The organism is Pseudomonas izuensis (assembly GCF_009861505.1).
Taxonomy (GTDB): Bacteria; Pseudomonadota; Gammaproteobacteria; order Pseudomonadales; family Pseudomonadaceae; genus Aquipseudomonas; species Aquipseudomonas izuensis.
This window is the reverse complement of record NZ_WTFT01000007.1, coordinates 20,859-41,114: the sequence shown is the minus strand read 5'-3', so window position 1 is coordinate 41,114 and position 20,256 is coordinate 20,859. Positions and strand designations below refer to the sequence as shown.

Sequence of the window (20,256 nt, the reverse complement as noted above, 5' to 3'; positions counted from 1 at the left end):
TGGCAGGCGCCCAACGGGCGCCTCACATGGAGTTAGCTGAATGAAAAAACTACTCGTCGCCTTCGCTGCCGTTGCAGCCTTTTCCGCCCACGCTGCCGACACTTTGACGGTCGCCGCCACACCGGTGCCGCACGCGGAAATCCTCGAGTTCGTTAAACCGGCGCTGGCCAAGGAAGGCGTGGACCTGAAGGTCAAGGTCTTCACCGATTACATCCAGCCGAACGTGCAAGTGGCGGAAAAACGTCTGGACGCCAACTTCTTCCAGCACCAGCCATACCTCGATGAATTCAACAAGGCCAAGGGCACCAACCTGGTGTCGGTTGCCGGCGTACACCTGGAGCCGCTGGGCGCTTACTCCAGCAAGTACAAGACACTGGATGAACTGCCAAGCACCGCCACTGTGGTTATCCCGAACGATGCCACCAACGGCGGCCGCGCGCTGTTGCTGCTGAACAAGGCAGGCGTGATCAAGTTGAAGGATTCGAACAACATCCTGTTGACCGTCAAAGACATCACCGAGAACCCGAAGAACCTGAAATTCCGTGAACTGGAAGCCGCGACCATCCCGCGCGTGCTGACCCAGGTCGACCTGGCGCTGATCAACACCAACTATGCGCTGGAAGCCAAGCTCGATCCGGCCAAGGACGCGCTGGTCATCGAAGGCAGCGACTCGCCTTACGTGAACATCCTCGTTGCCCGTCCTGACGACAAGGACAGCGACGCGATGAAGAAACTGGTGGCTGCCCTGCACAGCCCGGAAGTGAAAGCCTTCATCATCGAGAAGTACAAAGGCGCGGTCGTGCCGGCGTTCTGATCTGAAGCAATGAAAAAAGGGGCGCATTGAATGCGCCCCTTTTTTTGCTTGAAATACGGACCCCCTGTAGGAGCGAGCTTGCTCGCGAAAAACACAAGGGCGCCACTGGGTATCTGGTTTTACGCGTTATCGTTCACGACCATCGCGAGCAAGCTCGCTCCTACAGGGGGCGCGGGTCTTACTTTCGGTTAAGCATCACCGGCAACTGCGCCACCAGTTTCTGGTTGTTCAAAGGCGCTCGAATAAACCCGCGCTGCGTACCGTCCGGGCCGATGACCGCGAGGTTGCCGCTGTGGTCGACGGTGTAGTTCGGCTTGCTGGTGTCCGCCGGAATGAACGGGATGCTCACGGCGTTGGCGACTTTTTGCAGTTCCTGGGTCGACGTCGCGGTCAGGCCGATGAACTGCGGATCGAAGTAACCCAGGTACTGCTTGAGCTGCTTGGGCGTATCGCGGTTCGGGTCGACGCTGACCAGAATGATCTGCAACTTGGCCACAGCCTCCGGCGGCAGTTCGCTCTTGATCTGGCGCAGCTGGGCGAGGGTGGTCGGGCAGATGTCCGGGCAGAAGGTGTAGCCGAAGAACAGCACGCTCCACTTGCCCTTGAGCTCGTTGATCGCCACCGGTTTACCGTCCTGGTCTGTCATCGTGACATCCGGCAGATTGCGGCTTTGCGGTAGCAGGATAATGCCGGCATCGATCAGCGCCGTCGGGTCGCCCTGGCCTTTGCCGGAGAGCACTTTGTTGATGGTCAGGCCCAGGACCAGCGCGATCAGGGCGACAAGGATGAAGACGGTTTTCTGGGTTCGGGTCATAGGTTCAACAATAAGTAGTGGTCTACGAGCAGGGCGATGAACAGCAGGAACAAGTAGTAGATAGAGTACTTGAAGGTGTTGATCGCCGCGTGCGGCCGAGTGCCACGGTACAGCACCACGGCCCATTGCAGAAACCTCGCGCCCAGGCCGATGGCGCAAATCAGGTAGAGCGGGCCGCTCATGTGGATCACGTAGGGCATCAGGCTGACAGCCAGCAGCGCGCCGGTATAAAGCAGGATATGCACCTTGGTGTATTGCTCGCCATGGGTCACCGGCAGCATCGGGATGTCGGCCTTGGCGTACTCCTCCTTGCGGTGGATGGCCAGCGCCCAGAAGTGCGGCGGCGTCCAGGCGAAGATGATCAGCACCAGCAACAGCGGTTCGGCGCTGACGTGTCCGGTGGCCGCGGTCCAGCCGAGCAGGGGCGGGGCTGCTCCGGCCAGTCCGCCGATCACGATGTTCTGTGGTGTCGCACGTTTGAGGAAACCGGTGTAGACCACCGCATAACCGAGCAGCGAGGCGAGGGTCAGCCATGCGGTCAGCGGATTGGTGAAGGCCAGCAGCAAGGCCTGGCCGAGCAGCGCCAGTATCAAGGCAAAGGTCAGCGCGGCGGCAGGCGAGACCCGGCCCTCGGCCAATGGGCGCTTGTGGGTTCGGGCCATGACGGCGTCGATCCGCCGATCCACCACATGGTTCACCGCCGCCGCGCCGCCCGCACACAATGCAATCCCCAGGTTGCCGAACACCAGTACGGTCCATGGCACGCCGGCGCGAGTGGCGAGGAACATCCCGACCAGCGAGGTGATGAGCATCAGCACCACCACCTTGGGTTTGGTCAGCTCCAGATAGTCACGCCAGATCGCCTGGCTGTGACGCTCGCCAATCAGAATCGCCATGGCATTTCTCCTTTTATTGTTATGGGCCCGGCTGAATGTTTACGCGGGCTGAAGCGCCAGCGAGTCGGCTGCTTGACCCGAACCAGACTGGTTCGCGCGTGATAGTTGACCAGCACCATCGTCAGCAGCAGCGCCGCGCCCCCGGCGTTGTGCGCCACGGCCACCGGCAACGGCAGATGAAACAGCACGTTGCTGATGCCCAGCGTAATTTGCGCCGCGAGGGCGATCAGCACCAACCCGGCGAGCCGCGTCATGCCGACGACTTTCAGTTGCCAGGCCAGGCCGAGCAATACCAGGGTCACCAGCAGTGCGCCGATACGGTGAGTCAGGTGAATCGCGGTGCGGGCATCGCTGTCCAGCTGCCCCCCGAGGTAGTTCGGACCGATGTGCTGGGTCAGGTGAAAACCATTAGCGAAATCCGCCGGTGGCAGCCATTGGCCATGGCACGTCGGGAAGTCGATACAGGCCACGGCGGCATAGTTGGAACTGACCCAGCCGCCGAGGGCGATCTGCAAAATCACCAGCAACAGGCCGGCGGTCGCCCAGTGTTGCAAGCGACGTGGCACCGTCAGCGCCGGCAATACGCCGGACAGGCGCAAGGTCAGCAGAAACAATAGACTCAAGGTGGCGAATCCGCCGAGCAAATGCCCGGTCACCACCTGCGGCCAGAGCTTGAGCGTGACCGTCCACATACCGAAGGCAGCCTGGGCGAACACCACCGCCAACAGAAACAACGGCAGCTTCACCGGTTGCCCCGGATGCTTGCGATGGACCCAGGCGCGACCGGCCAATATCGAGATAAGCAAGCCAAGGGTGCCGGCGAAGTAGCGATGAACCATCTCGTTCCAGCCCTTATGGGCTTCCACCGGGGCATCCGGGAAATGCAGTTCGGCATGGGCCAGCTGGGCTTCGCTTTTCGGCACGCTGATAAAGCCATAACAGCCGGGCCAGTCCGGGCATCCGAGACCGGCGTGGGTCAGGCGGGTGTAGGCGCCGAGCAACACCACCATCAGTGCCAGGAAGGTGGCAAACAGCGCGAGGCGAAATCCAGGTTTGGCCATGACGATGCCCTTATCCGATGTTCGACAGTTTCAGCAGGTGGCGCAGGTCGTTGAGCAGGTCCTTGCCTTTGACAGACGGGTCGTAGCGCAGCACCAGATTGCCGTGGGGGTCGATGATCCACAGGTGCGCGGTGTCATTGCCCTGGGCGCCTTTGGTATAGATCTGCGCGTCCAGGGAATAGCGTTGCAACTGCGGGTACTCGTGTTGAAGTTTAGTCTCGTAATCACTGCTCAGCGGTTGTGTCACCGCGAGTGCGTGACTGGCGCGACCGGCATCGCGACCGAGGCCGATCTGGATTTGTCGGGCCAGATAAACCAGTTGCTGGCAGTCCACCGAACACTCCTTGGGGGCCGTTACCAGCAACTGCCAGCGGTCTTCCTGCGCCTGCACGCCAAGATCGGCGCGGGTCTGGCCGTTGCCGATCAGTTCGCCGTGATAACTGCGGCCTTCCGGCACCCAGAACTGCAATTTGTACATGCCGGTGGCGAGGATCATCGGTCCGACTACCCCGAGCAAAATCAGAAGCAGCTGCAAACGTCCTTTGCGCCGGTTCACCGGCGTTTTTGCCTCAGACATGCTGGGTGGATTCATGGCCGCTCCCATGGTGTTTCTCCTTTGCGTTGTGCCATCCGAGATAAAGATAAAGGCCGAGCAGGGCGATCGACATGGCGAACCACTGCACGGCATAAGCGATGTGTTTTTCCGGGCCCATGGCAACCACCGGCCAATCGGCCTGGTAAGTCGCAGGTCCGGTTTCTGCGCGTAATTCGTAGGCAAAGCCCTCGCGGTGCAGGGCAGTCCAGAGTGCATTCGGCTCAACCGCCGTCAGCAGTTTTGGCCAGGTGCTGGTGCTTGGGTCGGCGTGGAGCTGGAAAGCCGCACCGGGTGGAACGTAGATCCAGGCGTCGAGGCTCTGGGGCTCAGCCGGTGTTGAAAATTGTGGAGGTGTACGGCGGTCCGGCCATGGCAGCCAGCCCCGGTTGACCAGCAGCCACAGTCCGGTCGCCTGATCCTGAAACGGTTGCAGTAACTCGACCCCGACCTTGCCGCCACGCTGGCGGTTGTCCAGCAACAGACTGTGGGCGGCATCGAATTGGCCGTGCAGGCGCACCCGGCGAAACGCCGGGTCTATCGTGTGTTGCAGTTCGGTGCTGGCCATCGATTCGGCAACCCGACGCTCCGTCCAGGTTTGCAGCAGCGCGCTTTTCTCCGCGCCCCGGTTCAATTGCCAGAACCCGAGCGACACCAGCAGCGGCAGCAGGATCGCGACCACCAGTGTTGGCACAACGCCCGGCCGGAATCGCTTCATGGCGTCGCCAGAAAGTCGGTCAGCGCGCTAGCTATACTCAAGTGCATCGCTTGTCTCCCCGGAGTCTTACCATGCTCAAAGCAGCTATCGTCCTGATGCTGATTGCCACGGTTGTCAGCCTGTTCAGCGGCCTGTTTTTTCTGGTCAAGGACGACAGCAGCTCGAACCGCCTCGTCATTGCCTTGAGTGTTCGTGTTGCCTTGGCCGCCTGCACCGTCGGCTTGATTGCCTGGGGTTTCTTCAGCGGCCAGCTTGTCTCTCATGCGCCGTGGTAGCTGTAGGAGCTAGCTTGCTCGCGATGGTGGGTCAGACACATCGGAGTCGACTGACACTCCATCGCGAGCAGGCTCGCTCCTACAGGACGTAAACGAAAACGAACAACCCGATCCACACCACGTCCACGAAGTGCCAATACCAGCTTGCCGCCTCGAAGCCGAACTGATGCTCATTGTCAAAGTGCCCGCGCAAGATGCGCATCAGCATCACGAACAGGATGATGGTGCCGATGGTCACGTGCGCACCGTGGAACCCGGTGAGCATGAAGAACGTGGCGCCGTAGATGCCCGAGCCCAGGGTCAGGCCCAGTTCGTGGTAGGCGTGGATATACTCTTCGGCCTGGAAACTGAGGAAACCGCATCCCAACAACACAGTGATCGCCAGCCAGAGTTTCAGCGCGCCGCGATGTCCCTTTTTCAAGGCGTGGTGGGCGATGGTGATGGTGACGCTGGAGCTCACCAGCAACACGGTATTGAGCAGCGGCAGCCCCCAGGGACTGATGACTTCCTTGGGGGGCGGGAACAGCTTGGAATCCGGGTTGTTCAGCAGCGGCCAGGTCCACTCGAAGGCAGGCCACAGCATGTGGGCGATGCCTTTGGTGCCTTCGCCACCGAGGGCGGGACCGGACACGTGGCGTACATAAAACAGCGCGCCGAAGAAGGCGATGAAGAACATGACCTCCGAAAAGATGAACCAGCTCATGCCCCAGCGAAACGAGCGATCCATCTGGGCGCTGTACAACCCGCTGCGACTTTCCTTGATCACCGTGCCGAACCAGCCAAACAGCATGTAGGCCAACAGCAGGCCACCGACGAAAAAGATCAGCGGGCCGTGGGATTCCGGCCGCGCTGCTTTCAGGTCGTTGAACCAGGTGCCCAGGCCGAACACGGTGGTGACCATGCCGATCGTGGCGATGATCGGCCATTTGCTCTGGGCCGGAACGTAATAATGTTCATGAGTTGCCATTTATTGTTCTCCTTATCGGGCACGCTCAACCGCCAGTGTTTACAGCGACCGGTGGATGTCGGGCGGTGATATCGAACAGCGTGTAGGACAGCGTCAGGTGCTTCACATCCTTGGGCATGTCACGGTCAACGATGAAACGTACCGGCATCTCGATCCGTTGACCGGGCTGCAGCACTTGCTGGGTAAAGCAGAAACATTCGGTCTTGTGGAAGTACGCCGCCGCCGCGCTCGGCGCGATGCTCGGCACGGCCTGGGCGCTCATCGGGCGGTCGGTGGGGTTGTGCGCAATGAAGATCATCTCGCTCACCGCCCCCGGGTTGGCCGTGAGCTCATCGCTCTTGGGGTAGAAATCCCAGGGCATATCGACAGAGTTGGTCGTCAGAAACTGCACGCGAACCTGCCGCGAGGCATCGACTGTCTGCTCACCCTCGTACTGCCCGGCGGTTTTGCCGTTGATACCGAACGCCTTGCACATCACGTCGTAGATCGGAACCAGGGCAAATCCGAAGACAAACATCGCCACCACCACGATCAATAAACGTGTGACCAATTTCTTCATCGAAATCGAGTCAGCCATGATTTCCAGCCTCTATCGAGACCCCTGTGGGAGCGGGCTTGCCCGCGATAACGGTATATCTGGCACACCGCATCAACTTCATCGCAGGCAAGCCCGCTCCCACAGGAATTCCCACCAGGCCTAAGGTGATCATTTCACTTCCGGCGGCGTGGTGAAGGTGTGATACGGCGCCGGTGACGGAATGCTCCACTCCAGGCCTTCAGCCCCGTCCCACGGTTTGGCCGGTGCTGGCGGGCCGCCGCGGATAGTCTTGATCACGATGAACAGAAAGAAGATCTGAGTGGCGCCGAACATGAACGCGCCAATCGACGACACCATATTGAAGTCGGCGAATTGCAGGTTGTAGTCCGGTATCCGCCGCGGCATGCCCGCCAGCCCCACAAAGTGCATCGGGAAGAAGGCCATGTTCATGCCGATGAACGACAGCCAGAAATGCAGCTTGCCGAGGGTTTCGTCGTACATGTGGCCGGTCCATTTCGGTAGCCAGAAGTAGGCCGAGGCGAAAATCCCGAAGATCGCTCCCGGCACCAGCACGTAGTGGAAATGCGCGACGACGAAGTAGGTGTCCTGGTACTGGAAGTCCGCCGGGGCAATGGCCAGCATCAGCCCGGAGAAACCGCCGATGGAGAAGAGGATGACGAACGCCACGGCGAACAGCATCGGTGTTTCGAAGGTCAACGAACCCTGCCACATGGTGCTGGCCCAGTTGAACACCTTGACCCCGGTGGGCACCGCGATCAGCAGGGTGGCGTACATGAAGAACAGTTCGCCCACCAGCGGAATGCCGACCACGAACATGTGGTGCGCCCAGACGATGAAGGACAGAAAGGCAATAGATGCCGTGGCGTAGACCATCGAGGTGTAGCCAAACAGCGGCTTGCGTGAAAAGGCCGGAATGATCGAGCTGACGGCACCGAAGGCCGGCAGGATCATGATGTACACCTCGGGGTGGCCGAAGAACCAGAACACATGCTGGAACAGCACCGGGTCACCGCCACCGGCGGCACTGAAGAAGCTGGTGCCGAAGTGGATGTCCATCAGCATCATCGTTACGCAACCGGCCAGCACCGGCATCACCGCAATCAGCAGGAACGCGGTGATCAGCCAGGTCCAGACGAACAGCGGCATTTTCATCAACGTCATGCCGGGGGCGCGCAGGTTGAGGATGGTAGCGATCACGTTGATCGCGCCCATGATCGAACTGATCCCCATCAAGTGGATGGCGAAGATGAAGAACGTCACGCTTTCCGGCGCATAGGTCGTTGATAGCGGCGCGTAGAACGTCCAGCCGAAGTTCGGACCGCCACCTGGGGTGAACAGGGTCGATACCAGCAAAATGAACGCCGCCGGCAGCAGCCAGAAGCTGAAGTTGTTCATTCGCGGCAGGGCCATGTCCGGTGCGCCGATCATCAGCGGAACCATCCAGTTGGCGAGACCAACGAAGGCCGGCATCACCGCACCGAACACCATCACCAGACCGTGCATGGTGGTCATCTGATTGAAGAATTCCGGCTGGACGATCTGCAACCCAGGCTGGAACAGTTCGGCGCGAATCACCATCGCGAACGTACCGCCCAAGAGGAACATGGAGAACGCAAACCACAGGTACAGCGTGCCGATATCCTTGTGGTTGGTGGTCAGCACCCAGCGCATCAGACCCTTGGCAGGGCCGTGGGCGTGCTCGGTGTGGGTATGGACAGGGTCATCGATTACAGCAGTCATGTTCTGTCTCCTGCAAACAGACGGGCTGGGCAGGCCGGGGCGCATTGCCCCGACCGGTTCCTGGTGTGCGCAATGGACCGGGTCATTTGCTTTCCGCCTGTTTCAACTCCAGCACTTCTTTTGGCGTGACCATGTCGCCCTTGTTATTGCCCCAGGCGTTACGTTCGTAGGTCACGACCGCCGCGATATCGACTTCCGAGAGCTGCTTGCCGAACGCCGCCATGGCGGTGCCGGGCTTGCCGTGGAAGACCAGGCTCAGGTGCGCCTCTTTCGGCCCGGTGGCGATTTTCGAGCCTTTGAGAGCCGGGAACATCGGCGGCAGGCCCTGGCCTTCGGCCTGGTGACAGGCCACGCAGGTGGTGTGATAAATCTTGTCGCCGCGCTCCTTGAGCTCGTCGAGGGTCCATTCCTTGCTGGTCAGCTCCTTGAGTTGAGCGGCTTCGGCCTTGCGCTCACCCAGCCATTTTTCGTAGTCAGGCTTGTCCTTGACCTCGACCACGATCGGCATGAATCCGTGATCCTTGCCGCACAATTCGGCGCACTGGCCACGGTAGATGCCGGGCTTGTCGATGCGGGTCCAGGCTTCGTTGACGAACCCCGGGATTGCATCGCGCTTGACCGCGAAGGCCGGCACCCACCAGGAATGGATCACGTCGGCGGAGGTCACGAGGAAGCGCACCTTGGCGCCGATCGGCAACACCAAAGGCTTGTCGACCTCGAGCAAATAGTGCTCGCCCTTGGTTTCCTTGTTGTGGATCTGGTCGGCGGGCGTGGTCAGGTTGCTGAAGAATTCGACGTCCTGGCCCAGGTACTTGTAATGCCACTTCCACTGATAGCCGGTGATCTGGATATCGATATCCGGCTCACTGGCGTCGTACATCTTGATCAGGGTGGCTGTCGCGGGAACTGCCATGACCACCAGAATCACAAAGGGCACGATGGTCCAGAGGATTTCGACGGTGGTGCTTTCATGAAATTTTGCCGCCACCTGCCCCGTCGAGCGGCGGTGAAGGATCATCGACCAGAACATGGCGCCAAAGACGATGATGCCGATCACTACACAGATCCAGAAAATGGTCATGTGCAGGTCAAACACAGCGTGACTGATTTCAGTCGCTCCAGGCGCCATATTCACAGTCCAGGCCGCTTGCGCCTGACTGAAAATCGACCACAACAGGAGGCCCATCCAGACATGTGGATGTCGCATCATTGCGGGTTCCCCTTATCGTTCTTGTTATCCCGCCGGCTTTCACCTGCGGCAAGGGAGCGGCTGCATCAGACTACGAACTTGAATCGCCGGGCCTTGCTGCAGTTGCAGTCGGGCGTCATCAGCTAACTCCATTCATGAGCGAGTATAGACAGCGGCTCTCACCTCGCAATGTGAAGGCGTAAATCATCTGAAACAGCATTAACTTGCGTTGCAGGTCACGAATGGAGAAGGATGCAGACGAGTGGTGGCAAACCGATATAACGGAGGCGTCTCAAGGATGAAATAATTATGACAAATGCGTCTTAGCATTTTTCGTATGCCAGCTAAGTTATGTCTTCCCTATTTCATTGCCTTTGTTTCCTGGAGTTTTCATGAACACCGCCGCATTGCGCGAGCAGATCCAAAAAGCCCAACAACACGAGGCCGAGACCGGCCTGCTGACTCGTCAGCTGGAAAGCAAGCTGCCTCATTTACACCCGGCGATCCAATTGCCGGAGACTGACGCCAACGGCGTGCTGACGCGTTTTGTCGCTGCCTATATTGATGAAGTACCTGATCTGCTGGATGCAGCCAATGAAGTTGCCAGGGAAGCGGGCATTGAGTCACAGATCAAACCGGTGCTGAAAATCGCCGAGCAGTACTTCCTCCAGCCGCCGGCGATCATGGCCGGTCACGTCGGACTCGACAGCCTGCTGGATGAAGCCTACCTGGCGCACCGCTTTGTCGAAGAGGTCAACGACCTGTACATCAAGCATTTCGGCCAGCCACTGATCCCCTTGGACATGACGGTCGCCAATCTGATTGCTCACCAGTTGATCGGTGAGGAATTTGCCAACCAACTGGATGAGGCAGTGCATCACGCCGTGGACGAGATGCTTGATGACGACAGCTTTGCGCTGGAGTCGGTTGAAGCCTACCGCGAGAAACTCAGCAGCCCGGACACCGGCGCCGCGTGGAAACGCTGGCCGTGCATGTCCCGCCGCCTGGGCGTGGGCCTGGAGCTGGATCAGACCGTGGCTTGATCCACCTCCGCCCTTCACTGGAGGAGCGAGCTTGCTCGCGATGGTCGACAACGATTACGCGGGTATCCTGACACCCCGCGGTGCTCTTTCGTCCATCGCGAGCAAGCTCGCTCCTACAGATGGTTTATTTAGCCAGCCGCGCGGATGCCGGTATTGGTCCGCACCCGCCCCTCCAGCCTGCGTTTCAATCCGCGCGACTCAATCAACAATTTCGAACCCTTGGCCGCATTCGCCCGCCCCCATTCCTCCAGCAACTCCAGACACGAGTGATCGATGTAGCTCAGGTGATTGAGCGGCACATGCACCGTTGTGCCTGGCGCAATGCTGTCGAGCAGCCGTGTCAGGGCCGGCACTTTGAGGAACGTCGCCGCGCCCACCAGGCGCAACTCCATTTCGCCGTCCCGGGGCAGGTCGATCAGGCTGATTTTCAGTCGTGAAGCCTTCAATGCGAGCTTCACCAGTGTCAGGCCGAAACCGATCAGTACACCGGTCAGCAGGTCGGTGAAGATGATCGCCAATGCCGTCGCGGCATAGGTGAACATCGGCATTCGGCCATAGCGCCCCAGACCGCGGAAAGCCTTGAGGTCCACCAGTTTGAAACCGGTATACACCAACACACCCGCCAGGCTCGCCACGGGAATGCTTTGCAGCACGCTCGACAACAGCAACACGAACGCCAGCAGCCACAGCCCGTGGAAAATCGTCGAGTAGCGGGTGGTGGCCCCGGCCTGGACGTTGGCCGAACTGCGCACGATGACCCCGGTCATTGGCAACGCGCCAAGCAATCCGCAAAGCATGTTGCCGACGCCTTGAGCTGACAGTTCACGGTCGAAGTTCGAACGCTGGCCGCTGTGCATGCGATCCACAGCCGCGGCGGACAGCAAGGTTTCGGCGCTGGCGATGAAGGCCACGGCGAAGGCGGCGATCAATAGGGTGGGATCGGCCAGATTGAGCAGGTCCGCCGGTTTGAGCCAGTCGATGGCTTCGGCCAGGTTGGCTGGAACTTCAACCCGTTTGACCGGCAATGCCAGCAGCAGACTGACGATCGTTGCCATACCGACCCCGAGCAACGCCCCGGGAATAAAACGCAGTGAGTGCGGACGGAGTTTTTCCCACAGCCACATCACGGCGATGGTCGAAAGTCCGAGCAGTCCAGCCTGCCAGCCGAACGATGGCAGTGCCTGGGCCACCGCGTTGGGGAATGCCGTGAGGTTATCCAGACCGGAGGGTTTGGGTGTGGCGTCGAGCATCACATGCACTTGCGAAAGCACGATCAGTACGCCAATCCCGGCGAGCATGCCGTACACCACCGCAGGCGCAGTGACCCTGAACCAGCAACCCAGCTTCAAGCGCCCGGCCAGCAGCTGCAGAAACCCCGCCAACAGCAGGATGGGGCCGAGCATGACCACCCCGTGCTGGCGCACCAGTTCGAACACCAGAACAGCCAGGCCTGCCGCGGGACCGCTGACTTGCAACGGAGAGCCTGCCAACCAACCCACGATCAGGCCGCCGACGATCCCGGTGATCAGGCCTTTGGCAGGGGGCAGCCCCGAAGCGATGGCTATGCCCATGCACAGGGGCAGGGCGACCAGAAACACAACCACCGAAGCCAATAACTCCCGTGGCAGAACAGCTTTGAGTTGAGCAGCACGCATGATGAATCTCCCGAAGTTTTCTTCAGGCATGGCAAGGCCGGACCGCTGAAGCAGCGGCCGGCGTCAAACCACACAGTTTTTTAGGAGGATTTAGAAGCGCGCTTTTGGCGTCGCCATCGGAATCGGCAGGCTGCCATCAAGCGGCAGGAATCGACCCTGATCCGCGTCGTAGGCTTTGATCTTGCTGGTTTCGATGTCGTAGACCCAGCCATGGATGAACAAGTGACCGTTCGCGATGCGCGAGGCTACCGAGGGGTGGGTACGCAAGTGTTGCAATTGAGCGATGACATTTTCCTCGGTGAGGACATGCATCGTCTCGTTTTCGTCGGCGCAGTTGCAGTTGTCGTGCACCATGGTTTTCGCCACTTCCGCATGCTGCAGCCAGGCTTTGACCGTGGGCATTTTTTCCAGGGTGTGGGGGTTGAGCACCGCCCGCATCGCGCCGCAATCGGAGTGGCCGCAAATGATGATGTGCTGCACGCCCAGCGCCAGCACCGCGTACTCGATGGCGGTGGAAACGCCGCCGTTCATCTGCCCGTATGGCGGGACGACATTGCCGACGTTACGGGTGACGAACAGATCGCCAGGAGAGCTATGGGTAATGAGTTCGGGGACGATGCGCGAGTCAGCGCAAGTAATGAACATTGCCCGTGGCGTTTGAGCCGTGGCGAGTTTCTTGAAGAGTTCTTCCTGTTGCGGAAAGATCTCCTGATGAAAATGCAAAAAGCCGTCAACGATATGCTTCAACGCTGCATCGGCGGTTTCCACGCCAGGTTGCGCAGAAGCCGACGCAGCCAACGGCTGTTTATCCTTGTCACTCATGATTCATCCTCTTTGGCGAACGCTGGGAGTTATCCCGTGTTGTCCGGTGTGAAGCCAGTGGCTGGTTAAAAAACATCCAGGTCAAAAGGCCTGACCCATCAGTCACTCGATGAACAAGGTAGCGGCCGAATCTTAACTCAAACTGAATCAAGCGCTCTAGAACGTATGTTCCAGGTCGCGGGAAACGTGACCAGGCTAAAATTTGCCCACGTTTTCCAGTACTCAACGATAGGCTAATTGTCCTCAAATCAACGACATTTGGCGACCCGGCGGACAAAAGGCTTCGCAATCCAGATTAAAGCCTTCCCGATGATTGAGCCCCAGGCGCTTGAGGGTTTTGGCAAAGCGTTGTGCCAGCAGGTCGGCAAAGGGGCCTTCGCCACGCATCCGCGCCCCAAAGCGGCTGTCGTACAGCTCGCCACCACGGCTCTGGCGAATCAGGCTCAATACATGGGCGGCCCGTTGCGGATAGTGGGCGTCCAACCATTCCGAGAACAGCGGTGCCACTTCCAGCGGCAAGCGCAACATCATGTAGGCTGCGCTTTGCGCACCGGCCGCGTGGGCCTCGGTGAGCAGGTTTTCGAGCTCGCTGTCGTTGATCATCGGAATCATCGGTGAACACAGCACCCCGACCGGAATCCCCGCGTCGCGCATGACCCTGATTGCCCGTAACCTGGCCTTGGGCGCTGCAGCGCGGGGTTCGAGGATGCGTTTGAGCTCATCGTCCAGGGTGGTCAGGCTGATCATCACTGCCACCAATCTCTGCCGGGCCAGCTCGGTCAGCAGGTCCAGATCACGAAGAATCAACGAACCCTTGGTGACGATGGTCACCGGATGACGGTAACGCAGCAGCACTTCGAGGGTTTGCCGGGTGATTTTGTATTCGCGTTCGATCGGTTGATAGGGATCGGTATTGGAACCGAGGTTGATCGGCGCGCATTGATAGCCGCGCTTCGAAAGCTGTTCTTCCAGCACCTCCACGGCGTTGGTCTTGGCAATCAGCTTCGTTTCGAAATCCAGCCCGGGTGACATGTCCCAATAGGCGTGGCTGGGGCGCGCATAACAATAGATGCAACCATGCTCACAACCACGGTAGGGGTTGATCGAGCGATCGAAGGGCAGGTCCGGCGAATTGTTGCGGGTGATGATCGTCTTCGCCGTCTCGATGCGCACCTCGGTGCCTTGGGTCATCGGTACTTCCTGGTACCAACCGTCGTCCTCGGCGACCGAGCGATTGGGGGAGAAGCGATTGTGCGGATTGGTCGCGGTGCCGCGTCCGCGGGGTGGCAAGGGAGTGCTCATGATCAACGCTCATTGCTGTATGTGCATACAGTATCCGAGGTTTGGCAAAGCGGCCAGTGCCGTTCGGCATATTTAGCCCTTATCCGCATTGATATTCGTGATCGTTGAATTAATCAGTTCAACTTTGGTAATTCGAGGAAATACATGTCGAATAGCTTGAGTGTGTAAGTGCTCAGTATATTCATTGCTCACACAGTGTTTGTTGATTACTTAATAAATGGAGTTATTGAATGTCGACTTTTAATCAACGTGGTATTTTTTTGCAATTGTTGACTCCCAGTCCGGTCAACCCTCGGGAAGCGCGGGTTTCGATGCAGCTTGCCCGCAAGGAGTCAGGCTGGGATCCGGTAAACCAGGAGCAGACAGAGGCTTTGGTGGACTCCCTCTGCATCGAGGCTGTATCCAGTGATGGCGGGAAGTCCTTTCGTATTAATACTGTTCGTCAGGATGTGGACGGTGACGGCGATATTGATAAGGATGACGAGGTAAAACTCTTGGCACTGGCCAAGGCTTATTCCAATATCTTGAATCCTTGATTTGTCTTGCTAAACCCATATGGAAAACTCATATGGGTTTAGTTCATTAGTTGCGCGTAATATCAATGAGGTCTTTAGGGTGGGTTGATTATCCGAAGCACTTTTGATCAGCGACATTAAAATGATGACTTCACAATTCTTTGACAGTCGGCTCACGGGCCTTTGACCGCTTGGGGCTAAATATGGGTGTCATCATCCTGCTACTCCTGACGGTCATCCATTCATGTCCCTGATGCGCCTTATCCCTGCGATGTGCCTGTCGCTGGTCGCCTGCTTCAACCTGACACCAGTATTCGCCGACGACTCTGCCTCGCCTCGTCCATCGGAATGGGCGCAACCGGTCGAGACACAATACAACCTCTTCCAGATGTCGCCGACGCTTTACCGTAGCGCTCTTCCCGACAAGGGAGCGCTGCCGTTACTGGAAAAACTCAAGGTCGCAACGGTGATCAGCTTTCTGCCTGAACCGGATTCACGCTGGTTGAGCACACCCGGTATCGAACAGGTGCAGTTACCCTATCGCACCAATCATGTAGACGACGCCGATGTACTTAAGGCGCTGCGTGCCATTCAAACTGCCGAAGCCAAAGGCCCGGTATTGATGCACTGCAAGCACGGCTCGGACCGGACCGGGCTGATGGCGGCCATGTATCGGGTGGTGGTGCAGGGGTGGAGCAAGGAAGACGCGTTGAGCGAAATGACTCAGGGTGGCTTCGGTGACAGCACCCACTTCAAGGACGGCGTTCGCTACATGATGAAAGCGGATGTCGACAAACTTCGCACCGCGTTGGCCAATGGCGATTGCAGCACGAGCCCATTCGCGGCGTGTTCGATGAAGAGCTGGTTCCAGTCGGCCCACCTCCAGTAATAGCCCCTTCCACTGCATTGCGCAGTGGAAGGGGTGTCTTTGTTACTCAGTGCTGCTCGTCAGGCTTTTTCTTCAGTTTTGGATTCGGAAAAAACTGCACGGCTTGAACTTTGACATCCGTGGATTTCACCACGGGTGTATTGACCCGTGTGCCCAATTCCTTGGGCACCGACAGACCTTGTTCATTCAGCGTATCGGAGTAACCGCAGGCCACGCACTCGCGATGTGGCACGTTGTCTTCGCTCCACATCATCAACTTGTCCGGCTCGCTGCAGGCCGGGCAAACCGCGCCGGCGATAAAGCGTCGTTTGGTAATCACAGGTCCCTCACTCATGCTGCCGCGCCTTCACTCAGGCCACTATGGCGCAAGAGTGCGTCAATCGATGGCTCACGGCCACGGAAGTCGACGAACAACACCATCGGTTCCTGAGAACCGCCGCGCGCCAGGATCGCCTCGCGGAACGCGCGACCTGTAGCTGCGTTGAGCACGCCTTCTTCTTCGAACTTCGAGAAGGCATCGGCCGACAGCACCTCTGCCCATTTGTAGCTGTAGTAACCCGCGGCGTAACCACCGGCAAAGATGTGGGCGAAGCTGTTGGGGAAGCGGTTATAGGCCGGCGGACGCATCACCGAAACTTCGTCACGTACACCTTCAAGCACTTGCAGCACGCTGCGACCGTCACCGTGAGTGGCGTGCAGTTCGAAGTCGAACAGCGAGAATTCCAGTTGGCGCACCATCATCAGTCCGGACTGGAAGTTTTTCGCCGCGAGCATTTTTTGCAGCAGGTCCTGAGGCAGTGGCTCGCCGGTTTCGTAATGGCCGGAGATCAGTGCCAGGCCTTCCGGTTCCCAGCACCAGTTCTCCATGAACTGACTCGGCAACTCGACCGCATCCCAGGCCACGCCGTTGATGCCGGATACACCGGCATGTTCGACACGGGTCAGCAGGTGATGCAGGCCATGACCGAATTCGTGGAACAGGGTGGTGACTTCATCGTGGGTCAGCAACGCAGGTTTGCCGCTGTCGGCCGGGGTAAAGTTGCACACCAGGTTGGCTACGGGGCTTTGCAGCACACCCTCTGCAGTGCGGCGACGGTCGCGGGCACCGTCCATCCAGGCACCGCCACGTTTGTTGGCGCGGGCATACAGGTCGAAGAAGAAGCGGCCGACGTGCTGGCCGTTTTCCTTGATTTCGAACAGGCGAACATCCGGGTGCCAGGTGTCGAAACCTTTTTGCTCGGCGATCTCGATGCCGTAGAGGCGTTGCACGATGGCGAACAGGCCGCTCAGCACTTTATCGATCGGGAAGTAGGCACGCAGGGCTTCCTGGGCAACGCTGTAGCGCTGCTCGCGGAGTTTTTCGCCGTAGAAACCACTGTCCCAGCTTTGCAGATCAGGGCAACCTTGTTCGGCGGCGTAAGCCTTGAGCTGTTGCAGATCTTGAGCGGCGAATGGTTTGCTGCGCTTGGCCAGATCGCGCAGGAAGCTCAGCACCTGATCGCTGGATTCGGCCATTTTGGTGGCCAGGCTCAGCTCGGAGAAACTGGCGAAGCCCAGCAATTTGGCAAGCTCCTGACGCAGGTCGAGGATTTCTTCCATGACCGGGCCGTTGTCGTTAAGACCGGCATTCGGGCCTTGATCCGACGCACGGGTGCAGTAGGCGGCGTAGACTTCCTCGCGCAAGGCACGATCCTGGGCGTAGGTCATCACCGCGTAGTAGCTCGGGAACTCCAGGGTGATCAGCCAGCCGTCGAGGTTCTTGGCCTGGGCCGCGGCAGCCATTTGCGCCTTGGCCGAATCGGTCAGGCCGGCGAGGGCGGCTTCGTCGGTGATGTGTTTGGTCCAGGCTTGAGTGGCATCGAGCAACTGGTTGGAGAAGCGGCTGCCCAGTTCGGACAACTTGCTCTGCACCTCGGCATAACGCTTCTGCTCGGCTTCCGGCAGGTCGATACCCGACAGGCGGAAATCGCGCAGGGCGTGTTCCAGGATAGTTTTCTGCGCCACGTCGAAACCGGCGGCTTCCGGGCTGCTGGCCAGGGCTTCATAGGCCTGGAACAGTTCACGGTTCTGGCCCATTTCAGTGGAGTAGGCGCTCAACGCCGGCAGGCAGGACTCATACGCTTCGCGCAGTTCGGCGCTGTTGCACACGGCATTCAAGTGGCTGACCGGGCTCCAGGCCGCGCCCAGACGGTCATTGAGTTCATCCATCGCCAGCACCAGGCCGGCCCAGCTCGGCTGTTTGCCCTGGGTCTTCAGGATCTCGATAATGGCGGCGCGGTTGTCAGCCAGGATCTGTTCGATGGCCGGTTGCACGTGTTCGGCGCGGATCGCGGAGAACGGCGGCAGGTCGTAGGACTGCAAAAGAGGGTTGTTCACGCTCACGGTTGGCACCTTGGCTGGAAGAATCATGCAGCCATCTTAATTACAATCGGCACTCACCGCAGCTATCAGCGACAGAGAGAGAACCTATCGTGTCCCTTCGCAAGTACCAGAACCACACGCCGTCGCTCGGCAAAGGCGCTTTTGTCGACAGATCGGCAGTGGTGATCGGCAATGTTGAAATCGGCGAAGACAGCTCGGTATGGCCATTGACGGTGATCCGTGGCGACATGCACCGTATCCGCATCGGTGCACGCACCAGCGTGCAGGATGGTTGCGTGCTGCATATCACCCACGCCGGGCCGTTCAACCCCGACGGTTTCCCGTTGCTGATTGGTGATGATGTGACCATCGCCCACAAGGTCATGTTGCATGGGTGCACTGTCGGTAGTCGGGTTTTGATCGGCATGGGCAGTATCGTCATGGACGGTGCGGTGGTCGCCGATAATGTGATCATCGGTGCCGGCAGCCTGGTGCCACCGGGCAAGCGCCTGGAAAGTGGTTTCCTGTATGTGGGCAGTCCGGTGAAACAGATCCGGCCTCTGACTGACAAGGAACAAGCCTTTTTCACCTACAGCGCGGCGAACTACGTGAAGCTCAAGGATCTGCATCTGGCCGAAGGCTACGATCGGATCTGAACTGTTGCACTCTGCCCAGGAATTTTCATGCATTACCAAACGATTTTGTTCGACCTCGATGGCACCCTGACCGATCCTCGCGAAGGCATCACGCGTTCGATTCAGTTTGCCTTGAGCAAGCTCGGCATCGACGAACCCGACCTGACCAAACTCGAGCATTTTATCGGCCCGCCGTTGTTGCAGGCATTCATGCAGTTCTATGACTTCGACGAAGCCAAGGCCTGGGAAGCGGTGAATTTCTACCGCGAACGCTTCAAGGTCACCGGGCTCTATGAAAACCGCGTGTTCGATGGCGTCACGCCGCTGTTGGAAACCCTTGGCAGACAGGGTCGACAGCTGTATATCGCGACCTCAAAACCGTGGATCTTCGCCCGGGAAATCGCCCGTCATTTCGACTTCGCCAAACACTTCAAAGTGATCTACGGCAGCGAACTGGACGGCACCCGCACCAACAAAGTCGAACTGATCGCCCACTTGATGGCCGAAGAGGGCCTCGACCCGACCAACACCCTGATGATCGGCGATCGCAAGCACGACCTGATCGGTGCCCGTAGCAACGGGCTGGACGCGGCAGCGGTGGGCTACGGGTTTGGCAGTCGCGAAGAGTTGAGCGCCGAAGCCCCGGCCTGGCATTTCGAAACACTTGAGGAGATGCATCAGGCGTTTTTGCGGGGTTAGTTGCATCGCTTTCGCGGGCAATCATCGCTCCCAAGGGTTTGTGTCGTTCGAAGCATTGCGTACAAACGGAGCCCTGTGGGAGCAAGGCTTGCCCGCGATGACGTCAGCTCAGACACATCCCGATCAATTGATTAGCTCCGACCCTCCTTCAACAATCTAGCCTGATGACTCAGGCCAAGATCAAGGAGGATCACTCATGCCAAGCCAGCATCAATCCCATCGTTTGCGTTCGGGTCGCTACTCGGAGGAGGGGCAGATCTATTTGCTGACGGTTGTCGTAAACAACCGCCAGCCCGTCCTTTCCGGCTTTGAGGCGGGCCGATTGGTTGTCGACGCATTTCGCAAAGCGCAACAAGAGCAATCTGCCAACTCGTTAGCCTTCGTCGTCATGCCAGATCATTTTCATTGGCTGATCGAACTGAAAAGCATGCCATTGCGCACTTTAATGGGGCGCACGAAGTCGCGGACAACGGTCGCGCTCAACCGCTTGTTACAGAGAGAAGGTTCATTGTGGCAGTCGGGATTTCATGACCGCGCCATTCGAAAAGAAGAGGATCTACAGGCAGTAGCTCGTTACATCGTCGCCAATCCATTGCGTGCGGGATTAGTCGATAAAGTTGGAGATTATCCGCTGTGGGATGCGATCTGGTTGTGATCAGACATTAAATAAACCTTACGGGCGCCATCGCGGGCAAGCCGTGCTCCCACGG

22 protein-coding genes are annotated in these 20,256 nt (G+C 58.8%); 8 read left to right on the top strand and 14 right to left on the bottom strand.

Annotation, left to right across the window (positions count from 1 at the left end; all coding sequences use genetic code 11):
• The first annotated feature begins 40 nt into the window (after positions 1–40).
• Positions 41–814 carry a MetQ/NlpA family ABC transporter substrate-binding protein gene (locus GPL81_RS06380; RefSeq protein ID WP_160105929.1) on the top strand — a complete coding sequence of 258 codons (774 nt, stop codon included), beginning with the start codon at positions 41–43 and terminating at the stop codon, positions 812–814.
• A gap of 178 nt (positions 815–992) precedes the next feature.
• On the opposite strand, the gene GPL81_RS06375 is transcribed toward GPL81_RS06380, so the two are convergent.
• The 5 genes from GPL81_RS06375 to GPL81_RS06355 are packed head-to-tail and all read right to left on the bottom strand — an operon-like array spanning position 993 to position 4,895.
• On the bottom strand, positions 993–1,628 hold the full coding sequence (locus GPL81_RS06375) for an SCO family protein (protein WP_160105926.1): 636 nt from the start codon (positions 1,626–1,628) through the stop codon (positions 993–995).
• Positions 1,625–2,524, bottom strand: a complete 900-nt coding sequence (gene cyoE / locus GPL81_RS06370; RefSeq protein ID WP_121105993.1) for a heme o synthase — start codon at positions 2,522–2,524, stop codon at positions 1,625–1,627. Before cyoE ends, GPL81_RS06375 begins: the two co-directional genes overlap by 4 nt.
• Positions 2,512–3,585: a COX15/CtaA family protein gene (locus GPL81_RS06365; protein WP_160105925.1), complete on the bottom strand. Its 1,074-nt coding sequence runs from the start codon at positions 3,583–3,585 to the stop codon at positions 2,512–2,514. The genes cyoE and GPL81_RS06365 overlap by 13 nt, the downstream gene beginning before the upstream one ends.
• A 10-nt stretch (positions 3,586–3,595) precedes the next feature.
• Entirely contained in the window at positions 3,596–4,189 is a 594-nt protein-coding gene (locus GPL81_RS06360; protein ID WP_160105923.1) for a hypothetical protein, read from the bottom strand.
• Entirely contained in the window at positions 4,155–4,895 is a 741-nt protein-coding gene (locus tag GPL81_RS06355; RefSeq protein ID WP_160105921.1) for an SURF1 family protein, read from the bottom strand. The genes GPL81_RS06360 and GPL81_RS06355 overlap by 35 nt, the downstream gene beginning before the upstream one ends.
• A 71-nt stretch (positions 4,896–4,966) precedes the next feature.
• Between GPL81_RS06355 and GPL81_RS06350 the strand changes: the two genes are divergently transcribed.
• The gene (locus GPL81_RS06350) at positions 4,967–5,170 is read left to right on the top strand and encodes a twin transmembrane helix small protein (RefSeq protein WP_096514058.1); all 204 of its coding nucleotides are present in this window, start codon (positions 4,967–4,969) and stop codon (positions 5,168–5,170) included.
• A gap of 79 nt (positions 5,171–5,249) precedes the next feature.
• Here the strand turns inward: GPL81_RS06350 and GPL81_RS06345 are convergent, their stop codons facing one another.
• The 4 genes from GPL81_RS06345 to coxB form a co-directional block, all read right to left on the bottom strand.
• On the bottom strand, positions 5,250–6,137 hold the full coding sequence (locus tag GPL81_RS06345; RefSeq protein WP_160105919.1) for a cytochrome c oxidase subunit 3: 888 nt from the start codon (positions 6,135–6,137) through the stop codon (positions 5,250–5,252).
• A 25-nt stretch (positions 6,138–6,162) separates the two neighbouring features.
• Positions 6,163–6,714 carry a cytochrome c oxidase assembly protein gene (locus tag GPL81_RS06340; protein ID WP_096514056.1) on the bottom strand — a complete coding sequence of 184 codons (552 nt, stop codon included), beginning with the start codon at positions 6,712–6,714 and terminating at the stop codon, positions 6,163–6,165.
• A 129-nt stretch (positions 6,715–6,843) separates the two neighbouring features.
• On the bottom strand, positions 6,844–8,436 hold the full coding sequence (gene ctaD / locus GPL81_RS06335; protein ID WP_096514055.1) for a cytochrome c oxidase subunit I: 1,593 nt from the start codon (positions 8,434–8,436) through the stop codon (positions 6,844–6,846).
• A gap of 82 nt (positions 8,437–8,518) precedes the next feature.
• Positions 8,519–9,646: a cytochrome c oxidase subunit II gene (gene coxB / locus GPL81_RS06330; protein WP_096514054.1), complete on the bottom strand. Its 1,128-nt coding sequence runs from the start codon at positions 9,644–9,646 to the stop codon at positions 8,519–8,521.
• A gap of 371 nt (positions 9,647–10,017) precedes the next feature.
• On the opposite strand from coxB, the gene GPL81_RS06325 reads away from it, so the two are divergent.
• Positions 10,018–10,668, top strand: a complete 651-nt coding sequence (locus GPL81_RS06325; protein WP_160105917.1) for a hypothetical protein — start codon at positions 10,018–10,020, stop codon at positions 10,666–10,668.
• A gap of 128 nt (positions 10,669–10,796) precedes the next feature.
• Here the strand turns inward: GPL81_RS06325 and GPL81_RS06320 are convergent, their stop codons facing one another.
• The 3 genes from GPL81_RS06320 to GPL81_RS06310 form a co-directional block, all read right to left on the bottom strand.
• The gene (locus tag GPL81_RS06320) at positions 10,797–12,323 is read right to left on the bottom strand and encodes a SulP family inorganic anion transporter (protein WP_160105914.1); all 1,527 of its coding nucleotides are present in this window, start codon (positions 12,321–12,323) and stop codon (positions 10,797–10,799) included.
• 90 nt (positions 12,324–12,413) lie between these two features.
• Entirely contained in the window at positions 12,414–13,145 is a 732-nt protein-coding gene (locus GPL81_RS06315) for a carbonic anhydrase (RefSeq protein ID WP_160105912.1), read from the bottom strand.
• 243 nt (positions 13,146–13,388) lie between these two features.
• Positions 13,389–14,447 carry a PA0069 family radical SAM protein gene (locus GPL81_RS06310; protein ID WP_160105909.1) on the bottom strand — a complete coding sequence of 353 codons (1,059 nt, stop codon included), beginning with the start codon at positions 14,445–14,447 and terminating at the stop codon, positions 13,389–13,391.
• A gap of 230 nt (positions 14,448–14,677) precedes the next feature.
• Here GPL81_RS06310 and GPL81_RS06305 point away from each other — a divergent pair, with 230 nt between their 5' ends.
• Both GPL81_RS06305 and GPL81_RS06300 read left to right on the top strand, forming a co-directional pair.
• Positions 14,678–14,983, top strand: coding sequence for a hypothetical protein (locus tag GPL81_RS06305; protein WP_160105907.1), 306 nt, complete (start codon positions 14,678–14,680; stop codon positions 14,981–14,983).
• A 223-nt stretch (positions 14,984–15,206) separates the two neighbouring features.
• Positions 15,207–15,851, top strand: coding sequence for a phosphatase domain-containing protein (locus GPL81_RS06300; RefSeq protein ID WP_160105905.1), 645 nt, complete (start codon positions 15,207–15,209; stop codon positions 15,849–15,851).
• A gap of 46 nt (positions 15,852–15,897) precedes the next feature.
• On the opposite strand, the gene GPL81_RS06295 is transcribed toward GPL81_RS06300, so the two are convergent.
• Positions 15,898–16,185, bottom strand: coding sequence for a YheV family putative zinc ribbon protein (locus GPL81_RS06295; protein ID WP_096514047.1), 288 nt, complete (start codon positions 16,183–16,185; stop codon positions 15,898–15,900).
• Complete coding sequence (gene prlC / locus GPL81_RS06290) at positions 16,182–18,260, bottom strand: oligopeptidase A (RefSeq protein ID WP_178122573.1); 2,079 nt, start codon at positions 18,258–18,260, stop codon at positions 16,182–16,184. The genes GPL81_RS06295 and prlC overlap by 4 nt, the downstream gene beginning before the upstream one ends.
• A 62-nt stretch (positions 18,261–18,322) precedes the next feature.
• On the opposite strand from prlC, the gene GPL81_RS06285 reads away from it, so the two are divergent.
• From GPL81_RS06285 to GPL81_RS06275, 3 genes are all read left to right on the top strand, one after another.
• Positions 18,323–18,868 (top strand): gamma carbonic anhydrase family protein, encoded by a 546-nt coding sequence (locus GPL81_RS06285; protein ID WP_160105902.1) that lies wholly within the window; start codon positions 18,323–18,325, stop codon positions 18,866–18,868.
• Positions 18,869–18,895: 27 nt separating this feature from the next.
• Entirely contained in the window at positions 18,896–19,546 is a 651-nt protein-coding gene (locus GPL81_RS06280; RefSeq protein WP_160105901.1) for an HAD family hydrolase, read from the top strand.
• 196 nt (positions 19,547–19,742) lie between these two features.
• Entirely contained in the window at positions 19,743–20,201 is a 459-nt protein-coding gene (locus GPL81_RS06275; RefSeq protein ID WP_096514044.1) for an REP-associated tyrosine transposase, read from the top strand.
• The last annotated feature ends 55 nt before the right edge of the window (positions 20,202–20,256 follow it).